At 43.3% G+C, this 15437-nt stretch carries 14 protein-coding genes; 12 read left to right on the top strand and 2 right to left on the bottom strand.

The window, feature by feature from the left end; genetic code table 11:
* The first annotated feature begins 65 nt into the window (after nt 1–65).
* From ASL11_RS16105 to ASL11_RS16095, 3 genes are all read left to right on the top strand, one after another.
* Nucleotides 66–866, top strand: a complete 801-nt coding sequence (locus ASL11_RS16105) for a Cof-type HAD-IIB family hydrolase (RefSeq protein ID WP_056616201.1) — start codon at nt 66–68, stop codon at nt 864–866.
* Nucleotides 867–982: 116 nt separating this feature from the next.
* On the top strand, nt 983–2776 hold the full coding sequence (locus tag ASL11_RS16100) for a hypothetical protein (RefSeq protein ID WP_056616196.1): 1794 nt from the start codon (nt 983–985) through the stop codon (nt 2774–2776).
* Nucleotides 2773–4218: a glycosyltransferase gene (locus ASL11_RS16095; protein ID WP_056616194.1), complete on the top strand. Its 1446-nt coding sequence runs from the start codon at nt 2773–2775 to the stop codon at nt 4216–4218. The genes ASL11_RS16100 and ASL11_RS16095 overlap by 4 nt, the downstream gene beginning before the upstream one ends.
* A gap of 57 nt (nt 4219–4275) precedes the next feature.
* On the opposite strand, the gene ASL11_RS36520 is transcribed toward ASL11_RS16095, so the two are convergent.
* Nucleotides 4276–4359, bottom strand: a complete 84-nt coding sequence (locus tag ASL11_RS36520; protein ID WP_420794167.1) for a YjcZ family sporulation protein — start codon at nt 4357–4359, stop codon at nt 4276–4278.
* Between the two features lie 154 nt (nt 4360–4513).
* Between ASL11_RS36520 and ASL11_RS16090 the strand changes: the two genes are divergently transcribed.
* Nucleotides 4514–5599: a hypothetical protein gene (locus tag ASL11_RS16090; protein WP_056616191.1), complete on the top strand. Its 1086-nt coding sequence runs from the start codon at nt 4514–4516 to the stop codon at nt 5597–5599.
* Nucleotides 5600–5671: 72 nt separating this feature from the next.
* Here the strand turns inward: ASL11_RS16090 and ASL11_RS16085 are convergent, their stop codons facing one another.
* On the bottom strand, nt 5672–6301 hold the full coding sequence (locus ASL11_RS16085; RefSeq protein ID WP_056616188.1) for a nitroreductase family protein: 630 nt from the start codon (nt 6299–6301) through the stop codon (nt 5672–5674).
* A gap of 211 nt (nt 6302–6512) precedes the next feature.
* Between ASL11_RS16085 and ASL11_RS16080 the strand changes: the two genes are divergently transcribed.
* From ASL11_RS16080 to ASL11_RS16045, 8 genes are all read left to right on the top strand, one after another.
* On the top strand, nt 6513–6794 hold the full coding sequence (locus tag ASL11_RS16080) for a hypothetical protein (protein ID WP_056616186.1): 282 nt from the start codon (nt 6513–6515) through the stop codon (nt 6792–6794).
* Between the two features lie 72 nt (nt 6795–6866).
* Complete coding sequence (gene queD / locus ASL11_RS16075) at nt 6867–7340, top strand: 6-carboxytetrahydropterin synthase QueD (protein ID WP_056616183.1); 474 nt, start codon at nt 6867–6869, stop codon at nt 7338–7340.
* A complete protein-coding gene (locus ASL11_RS16070; RefSeq protein WP_056616180.1) occupies nt 7340–8020 on the top strand; it encodes a 7-carboxy-7-deazaguanine synthase QueE in 681 nt (226 codons plus the stop codon). Before queD ends, ASL11_RS16070 begins: the two co-directional genes overlap by 1 nt.
* A 64-nt stretch (nt 8021–8084) precedes the next feature.
* Nucleotides 8085–8780, top strand: coding sequence for a 7-cyano-7-deazaguanine synthase QueC (gene queC, locus ASL11_RS16065; protein ID WP_056616177.1), 696 nt, complete (start codon nt 8085–8087; stop codon nt 8778–8780).
* Between the two features lie 29 nt (nt 8781–8809).
* The gene (locus ASL11_RS16060) at nt 8810–9487 is read left to right on the top strand and encodes a response regulator transcription factor (protein WP_056616174.1); all 678 of its coding nucleotides are present in this window, start codon (nt 8810–8812) and stop codon (nt 9485–9487) included.
* Nucleotides 9484–10878, top strand: coding sequence for a sensor histidine kinase (locus ASL11_RS16055; RefSeq protein ID WP_056616171.1), 1395 nt, complete (start codon nt 9484–9486; stop codon nt 10876–10878). The genes ASL11_RS16060 and ASL11_RS16055 overlap by 4 nt, the downstream gene beginning before the upstream one ends.
* A gap of 107 nt (nt 10879–10985) precedes the next feature.
* Nucleotides 10986–14099 carry an efflux RND transporter permease subunit gene (locus ASL11_RS16050; protein ID WP_056616168.1) on the top strand — a complete coding sequence of 1038 codons (3114 nt, stop codon included), beginning with the start codon at nt 10986–10988 and terminating at the stop codon, nt 14097–14099.
* 12 nt (nt 14100–14111) lie between these two features.
* Entirely contained in the window at nt 14112–15410 is a 1299-nt protein-coding gene (locus ASL11_RS16045; RefSeq protein WP_056616164.1) for an efflux RND transporter periplasmic adaptor subunit, read from the top strand.
* Nucleotides 15411–15437: the final 27 nt, after the last annotated feature.

The following is a 15437-nucleotide window of genomic DNA, read 5'->3' as shown; positions in this document are numbered from 1 at the left end:
ACGGTGAACTGATTTTGCACCTATGGTACAATTAGTCGATAAGAAAAGAGCGAGGAGAGAATACCTTGAACTATCGATTAATCGCACTAGATGTAGATGGGACACTGCTTAACGATCATCACGAATTAACGGACCAAACGATTGAAACTATACAGGAGATTCATGATCAAGGCTGCCATATTGTTCTTTGTACGGGGAGAGCGCCGGTAAGTACGTTGCCGATCCTAGAGCAATTAGGCTTGGAAGGAACGATGATCACGCATAATGGAGCGGTAACCGTTCATGCCGATGAGCGAGGACAGTCGTTGGTGAATGAGTTTTCTTTTGAAATTAGTGAAATCGAAAGTATGTTGGCTTATGCACGCCGAGAAGGGATTCACTTCGATGTGTGTACAGCATTTAATATGTATATCGAACGAGTCGGTGAATATGAGAAGATGATGTACCAGAAGTTTCTCATTAATCCTAAACTTGTTACTTCTGTTTCAGAGCTCGGGGTGCCGATCGTTAAATTTACGCTTTTTGCTCAACCGGATGTGTTGGATCGTGTTCAATTGGAGTGGGAGGAGCAGAAGCTCTATGGGAATTTGAGGATGATTCGCAGTGGAGATTTGTTCATTGATGTGATGAATCCGACGGCCAATAAGGGGAATGCATTGAAGGCCTTGGCAGCTACTTTAGAGATAGAAGCCCCTGAAATTATGGCGATTGGCAACTACTATAATGATCTGGAAATGATGAGTTTTGCTGGTTTGGGGATTGCCGTTGAGAATTCACCAAATGATGTGAAAGAGGCAGCTGATGCCGTGACATCTTCTAATAATAATGAAGGTGTACATGAAGCCATACGAAAGTACTGTTTTTAAATAGAAATCGGTCAAAAACCTCGTATTTTGAGGTTTTTTGTCGTTTGAGGGGTTTTTAGTGCAAATTTCGTATGATAGAATGAGAGAAAGACTAATAGATGATGGTGGTGTGAGTGATGGGGAAAACGAAAGGCTCTAGGAGAAGAGAGAAATTGATCGGAACAATAGCAGGTGTTACAGCTTTGGCTGCTCCAATGATCATGGTTCCGGTTGAAGTTAGTTATGCAAAGCAAGACCCAGTACCAACAACAGTTGAAAAAATACAAACAATTGTTATTCCTAAGAACGGCATGAAATATATTGATTTAAATGCACTATATAATGCTAGTTATTTAGAAGTAGATATTACATTTGAAGAAGAGCAAAGTGAGGACCACCCTGTTTCGGGAGCCTTTACAAAAAATTATTATGATGGAATTTATGAAATTAAGGCCGATCATGTGGGTGCTGCTACGTTTACAGTCACAGGTGAAAGGTACGAAGGAGAAGAATATACAACGATTACGGATTCGTTTAAAGTCATTGTCGTTGAGAATTCAGAGGATCCTGATGATTATAAAATCGATATTTCGAATGTTATACCTTTAATGAATCAATCGACGTATACTCAAGATCAAGTCACGGATTTTCTTGAAAATATTAGTCCAACTAATATTGCTAGTTTTGATTCTATTACATACAATAATGGCAATTCTGCTCCACAACAAATCAGACCTTTTGATTTCAAGATTAAAGGGGTTGTAGGTGAATCAATTCGTAGTGTGGACATTGAAAATCGAATTAATTCTTACTTAAGAGATTCGAACGAAGATTCGCTCGATTTCATTTATTCAGAAGAAAATAATCCTAACTTTGAAATAGGTAACTACTGTGAATGTTCTGAATGGGAGGATATAATCCCACAAGAACCTGGTGACTTCGATTTGAAAGTTACAATTACCGATCACAGAGGCGGATTCACTAAGGTGAAGATCCCTTTTCAAGTTGCAGCAGTGAATACGCCTCCACAGGTTAAAAGCAATAGTGTACTTGCTGCACATGTTCAGTCATCTAACAATCCAGTTTTATTTTTATCTAATGATGCTATGATTGACTTAAATGAAATTTTCTATGATACAGACGAGAATTTAATGCACTTTGAATTATATGCAGAATTTCAGGTATCCTCTTCGGATTTTGTAAGTAGAGCTATTGATCTTAATCAGGCTAATGTGTTTTCTTGGAAAACATTAGGATATTCGAATGAATATCCAGCAAGAATCAAGGAAATTCGTGCGAATGATATTTCACATCCCAACCAACCCAAAACTGTACTTAAAGTTGATATTGAACGCACGGATAAGGACCCGTTCCCCGAATCTATCAATCTATATCAATCGATTCAAGGTGTAGGTAAAAGTAGTTTCATTTTGGATTATCAAAGTGCAAGAGGATTTAATGATTCCTCCATTACGATTAGTAATTCAGATCTTCAAAATTACGCGACTGGTACAGTTACAGCATCCGTATATCAAAATCATTATCTGAAGTTTGATGCGGGATATGGGGCAAATGATTGGACGACGAAAATGAAAGTGTATGCACACGACTCAAATCCTAATCATCTTTACCTGGATGACTTTAATTTTAGATTAGCATCAGCGCAGCAGACACCAAATTTAGCGGGGAATCCCGCGATTCAGCTAAGCCGTTTATATCCAGACAATCAGTACAATTATGAGTTTTGGAATACCTTCACTGAGAATGAGTATGTAACTATGACTACACCTGAAAATATAGTTTTTGGATTTGACTCAGGTTCATATATTGCAACCTATAGTTCAAGTGCAGTATCTGGAACCAGTGACATATTGAGATTTGATCCATTCAATGGGGCGAGTGTATTCTACGTTCCTTTCAAAAAACAATGACGTCCGAAATTAACCACATCATCACCCTCATCCAATCCAACAAACCCCGAGAAGCCGAAGCGGAGCTCTTCCAAGCCATTCGCTATAAACCCTTGGAAGCTCAGCTTTGGGTACTGCTCGGTGAAACGCTGCTCCTGCAACAACAAGCTGGCGCAGCGAAGCGGGTCTTCGACCGTGCTTGGCTGCTGGATCCACAAGCCAAGTGGGTGAATCACATCTATAAGGCGATGCAGAAGATTCCCCAAAGCGCGTCGCGACCAGACATCGAGGATCTCTTATATGTTCCCAAGGTCACGGTGACCGCGGCAATTTTATCACATAATGAAGCTGCAAATATTGCGAAGTGTATCGTGGCTCTGCAAGGAGCTGTCGATGAAATTCTGCTAGTGGATTCGTCGACGGATGATACACGCAAGATAGCTATGCAGTATCCGAAGGTAAAGGTTGTCCCTATCGTGTGGGAAGATAACTTCGGCGCCGCGCGTAACATAGGTCTTCAACATGTGACGACAGATTGGGTTATCTGGATCGATGCCGATGAGGTTTTGATTCCGGAGGATGTCGGTGCCATTCGCGAGGTTGCGAGTGTGTACGACCATTCGAACATCACCCCAGCCTTACATGTCTGGCATTTGAATCGAATAAACGGAACCGTTCAACATGATTTCTCGCAAGTGCGGATGTTTCCAGCACAACGGGGGCTTCGGTACTATGGTCGCATCCATGAGCAAATTGCTACGGACAAAGGGGTCTATCAGCTCGATACGTACCGAAGAGCTGTTAAAATCCGACTAGATCATAACGGGTATGATCCAGCTGTTATTCAAAGCAAGGGCAAGCTAGAACGGAACCTTCGTTTGCTTAAGCTTATGATCGAAGAAGAGCCTGAGAATCCAGGTCACTGGTTATTTTACGGTCGGGAATCGCTGGGAATCGGGCTAGAAGAGCAAGCTGTAACATCCCTCCTTGAAGCCGAGCACTTAGGTTTACAAACACCTTTATTCGGGCGGATGCCTGAGATCTACCGACTTCTCATACAAATCATGATGCAGCGCAAAAATTACGCAGAAGCGGAAGCCTATTGCCACAAAGCATTGGCGCATTCACCTGATTTCCCTGATGTGCATTATTTGCTCGCACAAGTGAGAATGAGACAAGCAGATGAACTGCTGAGATTAGCAGAAACGAGTATTAAGCAGTCGTTGTCCAGTCTGCCTAACTACCGCGGAAGCGTTAGCGCTGATTATCACATTGGCGAGTGGAAGGCCGCGACGTCGCTTGGCGAGTTAGCGATGCGTTCGGGAAAGCTTGCGAGGGCAAAGCAGATTTTCTCCCGGCTCAAGGATAAACCAGGTGCAACAGAGATATTATCAGCTAAATTAAATGCCATTGAAACAGAGCGGCAACGGCTTAATCAAGTCGACCAGCAACACCAAAAATAAAGACGATCACCATGCCTCAGTGGGCTGATGATCGTCTTTTTGCTTTTAGCTTAATGATTAAATAACGAATGCGCTAGTTATGATAACAAGAAGGATAAAAAGTACTAGAATTGCAGCTGATGAAGTTCCTACTGCTGACATGGACATTCCCCCCTTTCGTGGTGAGTGTTATAAGATAAGATATGTAAGTGGGGGCTGAAGTGTATAGACGAATATCCTGATTACTCATATTTTGGTCGATAATGGGCATGCTACAGAAGAATGACACAAGATCTGTAGAGGAGGCGACGAAGTCGTGGCCGATATTATGCTAAGACCCGACCTGAAAACAGCAGGCGGCGAAGTCTGCGATATTATGTACAATGGGGAGTTTGTCGGTACGTTAACGCTAGTCTACAGGGAATCGGATCGTCTTAAAGGCGCGATTCATCTGGAGCAACAATCCATCACGATTGTGAATAAGCAAGCGGTCTATGATTTTGCTCAGTCCTATATTCAGGATGTGATTGATGCGCTTGGAATCGCCCAGTGCGAGGTTACGGTTAGTTATAGTGATTATGATTTTGTCATAGTGACGGAGCATGCTGTTGAGCCGTCAACGTATCAAGAGGATTATATTTCGAGTGTAGATCTCCTGCATGATGATGGGTTGGATTACTCATGGCTCAGGGAAGATATTAGCTTGGATGATCAGGAGTCGGAACTGTCTTCGGAACAGCTGGAAATGCTTGAGGAACGAAAGAAAGAACAGGGATATGAACTTGTCATTGTTAACGAAAACAGGAGTAGTGTCGAATATCACGTGTATGATAAGGATGCCGAGTTAATCGCGGAAGCCATCCTGCATATCTATGGTTCGGAAGTAATCGGGGATATTTCGTGGAAATTCGATCCGTTTGATGAAGAGATGGATATTGTCACTGAACTCATGGTGGCAGATTTCAATGAAGAGCAAACAGATTCGTTCGTGTTCCATATGATCTTTAATGGAGAGACCGTAGATACGGTGGAATTAACGCATATTGATATGCTGGATTTGGTGGATGACATTCAATCTGAAGATGATATATGGATACCAACAAGAGATGACTATTCCATCGTTTTGGTTAGAGATGATTTGGATACGTTATCTTATGAGATCTATCAACAATCCTATGGTGGATTACCAATCGGAACCGCAACGGTGGATATCAGCTCGCGGCAACTAACAGGATTTATTGATTTTCGTGAGCCCGGAGATTCGGATGATCGAGAGTTAATTGCCACACTGCTGTTAGATGAGTTAGATAAAGAGAAAGAATACGAAACCTTCAATTTATCTATGCTCTACCGGAATAAGCTAATCGACGAAATTATGTTTGAAACCGAACAATTTCACTAATCCAAACGCGCAAAAAAGGCATGATCTCTCATCCTAACATGAGAGGCATGCCTTTTACTACATTAACTTATATTAGAAAGAGTTAGAAACGGTGATTTGATCTAATGAAAAGCGACCAGCCGAACGTGCTGGAGTAGATGCCAATCCAACGCTGATCAACATAACAGGTACATAACGAGCAGGAACGTTAAAGGCTTCTACGAATTTACCAGCATCATAACCACCCATTGGGCAAGTGTCATAGCCAAGTGCTTTTGCTGCAAGCATCAAGTTCATTGCTGCCAAAGAACCGTTACGAATCGCTTCATCGCGAGCAACTTGCGGATATTGGTAAGCACCTTCGATTTGAGCAACTAGCGTATCCATCACAGCTTGTGGAAGGAACCCGCCAGCAACAGCTGGACCGAAAACAGCTTGCGCATTTTTGTTAGCTTCAAGATCACCAAGAACGGCGATAACTACGGAGCTTTCAACGATTTGCTTTTGACCGTAAGCGATTGGAAGCAATTTCTCTTTCTGTGCTTGGTCGTCGATAACAAGAAGTTTCCAATGTTGAAGGTTCCAAGATGATGGAGCCAAGGAAGCGGAAGTTAGAATTTGTTCAAGATCTTCTTTAGGTATTGTGTGTCCAACTTGGTATTGCTTAACGGAATGACGGTCTTCGATTACTTTCAAAACTTCATTTTGTACTTGTGTGCTCATTACGGATCCCTCCAAGGATAGTATAAGTTCTATATAGTGTTGTTCAACCATCGAAAATCATGCCTGTAAGTCGTTGGTAGTCGATCGAGGAACTGTAAACAACTTTGTAACAATTTACTGTAATCATAAATGTTATAGTTGTGATTGTCAAGAGAGTCTTTCCCGTTGTCGTAAAATGTTGGATAATGGAAAAAGAAAGGGGTTGTTCCTCTTGAAATTAACGCAAAAAGAGTTGAATCACCTTGTTTTTTTGAGTGAGGTCGTATTGACGGGGAAAAAGAAGAGCCTTATGGACGAAACCCTGCAATGCTTGCTTTATATTGTGAAATCACTTGAAGAAGTGGAACTTCCTGATTCTGTTGCGCGCCAGATTGAGCAGCTGACTGCTTTAATTGAAGCTGACTTGCGTGATGAGAATGTACGCATGCAAGAGATCCGCGGACACTTAGATTGGATGCAAAAGAAGGAGCGAAATTCTTCCATGCCATCCTAGTAAGGTGACATTCAGTCTATTTATGATATAATATAGAGTACTGTTTTTTTTGAAAATATGAGGTGATAAATAATGAGCTATGAAATCCCAAGAAATGTGCAAGAGTTGGGGCGTGACATCCAAGAGAACCAATTGAAATATCACCATAAATCCGTTTTGATTTCCAAAGAATTTACGTTTGACAGTGCGCATCATCTGCATTGTTATGAGGGAAAATGTAAAAGTCTACACGGCCATACTTATAAACTGCAAGTGATTATGCGGGGAAAAGTGGATAGCCGAGGGATCGCAATTGATTTTGGAGATATCAAAAGAATTACGAAAGAACGTGTGATAGATCGATTAGATCATCGCTATCTGAACGACGTATTGCCGCCGATGAACACGACGGCTGAGAATATGGTGGTTTGGATTTATGAAGAAATTCATCAAGCATTGCTTGATGAGAAGCTGTATCCAGCCATTTCTTTGGACGAGATTCGCCTATGGGAAACGCCGACTAGCTATGCAGCCATCACTCGCTCGATGATGGAGGAGGATCTGTAATGCGAGATATCCGCATTCCCATGGTCGAGATCTTCGAGACGGTTGAAGGGGAGGGAACCCGTGCGGGGTTCCCAACCATCTTCGTCCGTCTTTTTGGTTGCAACCTGCGCTGCACATGGTGTGACACCACGTACAGCTATCCGCCGGCGGAAGCCGAGAACGTCATGACCATTGCTGAGATTATCAGCAAGGTCGAGACGTTCCGATCCCGGCATATTTGCCTGACAGGCGGCGAGCCGCTCTTGTACGGCAACAAATCACTCGCGTTGATCGAGGCGCTCGCCGAGCTAGAGCAGGTCGACGACCTGCACATCGAGACGAACGGTGCGATTGACCTAGCGCCATTTATCTCACACGTAGCATCACCGAAGGTGCGTTACGTGATGGACTTCAAGCTGCCGGATTCTGGAGAAATGGATCAGATGATTTACAGTAATTTCGAGCTGCTGCGCGAGCAAGATGAGTTGAAGTTCGTCATTGGAAGCGATCTCGACTTCCGTACAGCTGTCAACGTACTTAAGGAGTATCCGACGAAGGCGCTGCCGATGTTCAGTCCCGTGTGGGAAACGATGCCGCCGCGTAAGCTGGTAGATCTGATGCTAGCTGAAGGGTTATCGAAGGTGAAGCTCAATATGCAGTTGCATAAGATTATTTGGGACCCAGCGATGCGAGGCGTCTAGCCAGCAGGCATTGTACACCATGTGTACAGTGCCATTTTCTACTTATATGAAAGAGGTGCTTACGATGAGTGAAAATACAAAAAGAGCCGTCATTATTCTCAGCGGCGGTTTAGATAGTACGACATGTATGGGAATAGCGAAGGAAGCGGGCTATGACTTGTTTCCGATTTCTTTTGACTATGGACAGCGTCATAAGATTGAAATCGAGAATGCCAAGCAAGTTGCTGAGCATTACGGGGTTGCAGCGCGTCACAAAATTATCAAGTTGGATTTCCTGCGTGATTTCGGAGGCAGTGCACTCACGGATGATTCGATAGATGTTCCGAATGTGATGGAGGGGACAGAAGTTGAAGAAATCCCTGTAACTTATGTACCTGGACGCAATCTTTTATTTCTTTCCATTGCAACCTCTTACGCAGAAGTAACAGGCTCTCAAGCGATCTACATTGGTGTAAATGCGCTAGATTACAGCGGTTACCCGGATTGTCGACCTGAATTCATCCACAAAGTAGAAGAAGTTATCGCATTAGCTACAAAGGTTGGAGTCGAAGGTAAGGGAATTACGATTGAAACACCTCTGATTTCCTGGACGAAAGCGAAGATCGTAGAAGAAGGTTTGAAAATCGGTGTTCCTTATGAGCTGACAACATCTTGTTACAATGGCAAAGCAGAAGCTTGTGGCGAATGTGACAGCTGTCGTTTGCGTTTGAAAGGCTTTGAAGAAGCGGGCTCTAAGGATCCGATCGCTTATTTACCGTAGCTGCATGGTTGGAGAAAGGCGGTGCCTGCATGACTCGTATTATGGTTGTTGATGATGATGCTGATATCCGAGAGTTGATTCGCGTTTATTTGGCAGGGGAAGGCCTGACGGTTGTGCAAGCCAGCAATGGGCAAGAGGCGCTAAGTCTTATGGAATCCGTTCCTGCTGACTTAGTCGTGCTAGATGTCATGATGCCCTTGATGGATGGTTGGGAGCTGTGTCGTGAATTGCGATCGCATTACCCAGAACTTCCGTTATTGATGGTGACTGCGAAGAGTGAATCGGTCCATAAAGTGAAGGGCTTCCAGCTCGGTACCGATGATTACTTAGTAAAGCCTTTTGATCCCGTAGAGTTAGTCATGAGAGTCAAAGCGCTATTAAAGCGATATCGGATTCATTCTTCTCAAGTTATTCTCATTGGTGGGGTAACTATCGATCGAACAACGTATGAAGTACGTTATCAAGACCAGCGGTTTACATTGCCATTGAAAGAATTTGAGCTTCTCTATAAGTTCGCAAGTCATGCGGGACAAATCTTTACGCGTACCCAGCTGATTGAGCAAATTTGGGGAATGGATTATGAAGGCGATGAACGCACGGTGGATGTGCACATTAAACGTTTGCGAGAACGCTTTGAGCATTACCAGGAAGGATTTCAAATTACAACGATACGGGGATTAGGGTATAGGCTTGAGGTGAAGGTATGATCAAATCGCTTTATTTGCGCGTGGTTTTAACCTTTTTAGCGATTGTAGTAGCGAGTGTGCTTGTCGCTTTTCCTTTGGCCATGTACTTTTTTACCAATATGATTTCGACGCAATTTCAATCCGAGATGTTAGCCGTTGGACGTCAAATTGTCACGTTAAGCAATGAAGTGCAGCCTAAGAACCTGTATTCCTTTGTAGCAGGGAGCAATCGACTGAACGAGAATTATTTGTTCACTCTATTTGATTCCAGCGGCGCTTCATTAGGTCAGACTCCTGTTGATGTAAAAGGAAGGCCGCGTATCCAATCGTCCGAGGTTGCTGACGTGTTGAAGGGTCATATTTATAAAAGCTTGGATTTCAGTGCTCCCTTTAGCGGGATTAACGGCATTAAAGTCGGTGTGCCGCTGATCGTTGGTGATGAGAGCTACGCGTTATTCATACATACGAACATCACAGATGCAGCACGAAGACAACTCCAGACATTGATTGTATCTGTTCTTGCCATTGTCCTCCTTGTGGGGAGCATACTTATTCTCTTCGCTTCGCGCTACCTGGTGAATCCTTTGAAGAAGCTGACCCTAGCGACAGAGAAGCTGGCACGAGGTAATTTTAACGTCAATGTGAGTGTGAATAATAAGGACGAATTAGGCAAACTCGCAGAGAGCTTCAACCATATGGCTGGAGAGCTAAAGCAGTTGGAACAGATGCGTCAGGATTTTGTTTCAAACGTGTCACATGAGATTCAATCGCCATTGACCTCAATTCGCGGTTTTTCCAAAGCATTAAGAGAGTCGGATATCGCTGAAAACGATCGGATCAAGTATTTGGAGATTATTGAACGCGAGAGTGACCGCCTGTCTCGACTAAGCGAAAATTTACTGAAGCTGGCTTCGTTGGAATCCGAGCATCATCCGTTTCATCCTACGATCTATGATTTGGACGAGCAATTACGTCGCATTGTTGTTTTCTATGAACCTCAATGGTCAATGAAAGAGTTAGATATGGACCTGGCTCTGCCTCGTGTGAAAATCTTTGCAGATAGCGACCAACTAAGTCAAGTGTGGATGAATGTGATTGGTAATGCGATCAAATTCACAGCTACGGGTGGACATATTTATATCAAGCTTGTTCCACTGCGTGACCGGGTTCAAATATGGATACAAGATAATGGGATCGGTATTCCAATCGACGAACAAGGTCGTATTTTTGATCGTTTCTATAAGGTGGATCAAGCCAGGCAGCGTGATAGCGGCAGTGGTCTTGGACTTGCTATTGTGAGGAAGATCATCGATATGCACGATGGATCGATTGAGGTGCAAAGTGAAGTAGGCAAAGGAACGTTATTTCTTATCGTGTTACCGACAACGCACTCACCAACTAAAAAGAGTTGAACAAGAAACTTGGGATTGTTCACCAAGTTTTTTTGTTTTGTTCATATTGAGTTCATATTGAACCTGTATTCTTTATCTCACAATCATTAGTTGAGGGGAGTACAGGAATGAATCGACTCACACAGTTTTCGATGAAAAACGTTTCCGCGTTATTCATCATCATGATCATGCTTTTTGTAGGCGGCTTGTATTCAGCAACACAGCTCAAGGAAGAGAACATGCCGAACGTTTCCTTCCCTGTTGTGGCCGTTACAACGACCTACACGGGCGCACCTAAAGACGTTATGGATGAAATTACGGTACCCATCGAGAAGAAGTTGGCGAATCTGGAAGATCTAGATTCGATCCAGTCCACTTCCAGTGATAATTTCTCCATGGTTATTATTTTGTTCAAGCAGAATGTCGATGTTGACAAAAAGAAGCTAGCTGTACAGGATGCCCTCTCCACGGTTTCCTTACCGGCAACGGCAGGTGCGCCTAAAGCATCTACTTTCGGTGCAGCATCCTTCCCATCCAACTATTTAGTTGCTTATGCGAACGAGGGAGTCAGCCAAACAGAGCTTGATAAAACGTTCAAAGATACGATTAAACCAGGTCTTGAAGGTATTAAAGGGATCGACCATATGGACATTATCGGGGCTAGAGATACCTCACTCGATATTGAACTAGATGCAGCGGCCTTAGATGTGTACGGTTTGTCACCAGGCATGGTGAGTAATGCGATAAATACCGCGGCGACGAAAACACCGATCGGTTCTGTTGAAATCGATGGGAATAGCAAAATGACCCGAGTAACTGGCAACTTAGCCAGTTTGTATGATCTACAAAAAGTAGAAATTACAACACCAACTGGCGCCATTGTTACCCTGGATCAAGTATCTAAAGTAAAAGCCATTAGCGAATCCGACTTCAATGGACGATTAGATGGCAAACCAGCAATTGGGATGATTTTATACAAAGCTGGCAGCGCAAATGCGGTTGAGTTCTCCGATGAAATTGAGAAGAACATTACAGAGTGGAAAACAACTTTACCGAATATTACGTTCAAAAGCACCTTCGATAGTGCCGATCAAATTAAGGAATCTATCTCCGGACTTGTCCGTGAAGGGATTGTAGGAGCAGTTCTTGCCTCCTTAATGATTCTAGTATTCTTACGGAATGTACGTATGACACTCATCGTTCTCGTCTCGATTCCGCTTTCCATTTTGATCACCTTATTATTAATGTCGACGTTAGACCTTACGCTCAATACGATGACACTTGGTGGTATATTTATCGCAGTTGGACGGGTTGTCGATGACTCGATTGTTGTTATTGAAAATATTTATGCTTCCTTGGAAAAAGCGCAGGAACGTAAAGAATCCGTTATTGCTTTGGCAACGAAACAAGTTTCGATGGCGATTACGTCGTCTACCTTAGCTACTGTAGGGGTATTTGCTCCACTTGCTTTGGTCACTGGGGTTGTAGGAGGTTTCTTCCGACCTTTCGCATTAACGATTGCTTGTGCACTTCTTTCATCCTTAATCGTAGCTCTAACGGTTATTCCAATGCTTTCGAAATTACTTGTGTTGCGCAGCAAACCAGGTAAAGTGCAGCATGATGAATCTGCGCCAACGAAGTTATCGATGTTTTATGAAAAAGTGCTTACATGGAGCTTGAAAAATAAAATTAAAACGCTGCTAGTCGCTTTAGTTATGCTGATTGGGACGATGGCTGGAACGATTCCGTTCTTATCAGTTGCCTTTTTACCGGCGTCAGGCGCGTCACATATCATGTACTTCCAATTAAAATTGCCGTATTCAACGTCGTTTGATGCGACAGATAGCAAAACGAAAGAAATCGAAACGGTCTTGTTAGACCTGAAGGATTCAAAAGGCGAGCCCGTATTTAAATTTGTTGAAGCACTTGTTGGTTACGCTGGTAATGATGATGAGCAAACCCCATATGCATCGCAAATTTTCCTTGAAGTGAATGACAATGTGGATCCTGAACAAGTGAAGGATCAAACGACAGCTTATATTTTATCGGAGCTTCCGAATGGTTCTGAAGTTGAACCTAAATCGATGGAAGGTGATTTCGGCGTATCAAGTACAGACTTCGCCTACACACTCCAAGGTGATGATCAGCTTCAACTAGAGAAAGCAGCGAGAATGGTAAAAGAGAAATTAAACACTTTCCCTGAGCTTGCCGAAGTTGAAGATAATTTGAGCGATGCCAAAACAGAAATCGAAATTGCTGTTGACCAGAAGAAAGCTAGAGCCTATGGTTTAAGCGCAGCTTCCGTAAGAGATTCAGCACGTACATGGATTCAAAAGCAAAATCTAGGCGATATGAAATTCGATAATATTGTGTATACAACAACGGTTTCATTGGAAAAAACAGACAAAGATTCTCTTGAGAAGTTGGGAAATATTCCGTTAACGGCTCAGAACGGCTCAACCATTCTATTGAAGGAAGTTGCCAAAATCAATGAAACGAAAGGCGCTGCTTCGCTTGCAAGAGAGAATCAGGCGCAGCTCGTGAAAGTTTCTGCCAAAATTAATTCAGACAATAAAACTGCAGTAAGTGCGAAGCTAAGTACGGCTTTGAAAGAGCTAGAGCTTCCGGAAGGTGTTACACCGCAAATTACTGGCGTATCCGAAGATGTTAACGAGAGCTTTACTCAGTTATTTGTGGCTATGGCTGCTGCGGTATTCGTGGTTTACTTGATCATGGTATTGGCGTTCGGGAATGCAAGTGCACCATTTGCGATTCTGTTCTCACTTCCTCTAGCTGTTATTGGAGGCCTTTTAGGACTCGTCATTGCAAATGAACCATTAACCGTAACTTCCATGATCGGATTCCTCATGTTGATTGGTATCGTTGTTACGAATGCGATCGTATTGATCGACCGTGCACAACAGTTGCGCGAAGAGGGATATACCGTTCGTCATGCGCTTATTGAAGCAGGGAAAATCAGACTTCGTCCTATCATCATGACAGCCGGGGCAACTATTATGGCGTTAGTGCCATTAGCACTCGGGATCTCAGCAGAAGGCGGATTGATCGGTAAAGGTCTTGGGGTTGTTGTTATTGGTGGATTGATTACTTCGACACTCTTGACGCTAGTCGTTGTACCTATTATTTACGAGTTGATTGAAAGTATGAAAAACCGCATTAGCAACATGTTTAACCGGAAAAAAGGCAAAGAAAAAATGACAACGAGTTCGTTAGAGGTATAAGGAGGCACATCGATGATTAACGAAGGTTCACGAAGAGGGCATAGCAAATATCGCTGGATGGGGGTCATCACGCTATTAACTGCAGCGACGGTGTTGGCAACAGCCTGCTCGGCACCAGGGGCTAAGGATGCGGCAACCGTACAGTTAACGCCTAAAGCGGTCAAAACGGAAGCGATCAAGCTTCAGAAAATAAGTAATCCGATTGAACAGGTGGCAGATGTTGTAGCTGGAACAACGCTCGATGTGATGGCGAAAGCGAATGGTGAAGTTACAGAAGTTTTGAAGAAGCGAGGCGAATATGTGACGAAAGGCGATGTCCTTTTCGTTATTGATAATAAAGATGCCTTATCTGCTAAACGGAAGAGTGAGCTTCAAGTGAAGAGTGCAGCTGATTCCTTGCAGCAAGCTAGAGATAATAAAGTGAATACACGGAAAGATTTGGCCGATAACGTAGCTCGTACACAAACTGCTTTGAATAACGCGCAGCAAGATTACAACAAAATCAGAAATGATTTTGAAGCAGGTAGTGCGGTTCAGCGCCAAGTAGATCAAGTTAAACAAGCTTTGGATAATGCTCAAATGAGTTTAGATGCTGCGCAAAGTAAGCTATCCGCTTTCGATAATACGGATTCTATCTCCAGCATTGAAACACAAGCTGAATCCGCACGTCTAACATTAGAGGATGCTACTCGCTCTTTGGATAATTATGAAGTGAAAGCTCCTGGAAGCGGTATTCTGACAGATTTCAATGTTGTGGTTGGTCAAACAGCATCTGCAGCAGCAGGAAAGGTTGGTCAAGTTCAGCAGATCGATCCGATCAAAATTAAAACAGAGCTAGCTGAAACGAACTACCTGCTTGTGAAAAACAAGAAGGAGCTCGTGTACTATAACCCGAATACGCCTGATAAGAAAGGGACAGCTAAGATTAGTTACTTAGCGCCAATCATGAGTGCTGCATCCAAAACCTATACGCTGGAATTGGAAATTCCGAATCCGGATCGTACGATTCAGCCTGGTGGACGCTATCTCGTCCAATTGACAACGGAGACTGAGGAGAACGTTGCTGTCGTGCCTACACTTAGTATCATTCGTGAAGAATCAGATACCTTCGTATTCGTTCAACAGGGTGACCAATATACGAAACGGAAAGTGAAACTTGGACGCATTAACGGCGAGTTCCAAGAAGTACTGGAAGGTGTGAAAGAAGGCGAGCAACTGGTCGTCACTGGACAGAACACATTGAAAGACGGTCAAAAGGTAGCAAGCCCAGCAGCATCCACACAACCGACGGCATCACCAGCTGCCAAATAGCATCATTGAAATTCATATTAAGGGAGA

Origin of the sequence: Paenibacillus sp. Soil750 (assembly GCF_001428045.1) — a bacterium.
Classification (GTDB): Bacteria; Bacillota; Bacilli; order Paenibacillales; family NBRC-103111; genus Paenibacillus_E; species Paenibacillus_E allorhizoplanae.
Note: the sequence above shows the minus strand (reverse complement) of the source record. Positions and strands in the feature narration are given on the sequence as shown.

Excerpts from the sequence above, each read along its gene's own strand:
- ASL11_RS16100 (WP_056616196.1), top strand. The coding sequence starts at position 983 with ATGGGGAAAACGAAAGGCTCTAGGAGAAGAGAGAAATTGATCGGAACA.
- ASL11_RS16095 (WP_056616194.1), top strand. The coding sequence starts at position 2,773 with ATGACGTCCGAAATTAACCACATCATCACCCTCATCCAATCCAACAAA.
- ASL11_RS36520 (WP_420794167.1), bottom strand. The coding sequence starts at position 4,359 with ATGTCAGCAGTAGGAACTTCATCAGCTGCAATTCTAGTACTTTTTATC.
- ASL11_RS16085 (WP_056616188.1), bottom strand. The coding sequence starts at position 6,301 with ATGAGCACACAAGTACAAAATGAAGTTTTGAAAGTAATCGAAGACCGT.
- queD (WP_056616183.1), top strand. The coding sequence starts at position 6,867 with ATGAGCTATGAAATCCCAAGAAATGTGCAAGAGTTGGGGCGTGACATC.
- ASL11_RS16070 (WP_056616180.1), top strand. The coding sequence starts at position 7,340 with ATGCGAGATATCCGCATTCCCATGGTCGAGATCTTCGAGACGGTTGAA.
- queC (WP_056616177.1), top strand. The coding sequence starts at position 8,085 with ATGAGTGAAAATACAAAAAGAGCCGTCATTATTCTCAGCGGCGGTTTA.
- ASL11_RS16060 (WP_056616174.1), top strand. The coding sequence starts at position 8,810 with ATGACTCGTATTATGGTTGTTGATGATGATGCTGATATCCGAGAGTTG.
- ASL11_RS16055 (WP_056616171.1), top strand. The coding sequence starts at position 9,484 with ATGATCAAATCGCTTTATTTGCGCGTGGTTTTAACCTTTTTAGCGATT.
- ASL11_RS16050 (WP_056616168.1), top strand. The coding sequence starts at position 10,986 with ATGAATCGACTCACACAGTTTTCGATGAAAAACGTTTCCGCGTTATTC.
- ASL11_RS16045 (WP_056616164.1), top strand. The coding sequence starts at position 14,112 with ATGATTAACGAAGGTTCACGAAGAGGGCATAGCAAATATCGCTGGATG.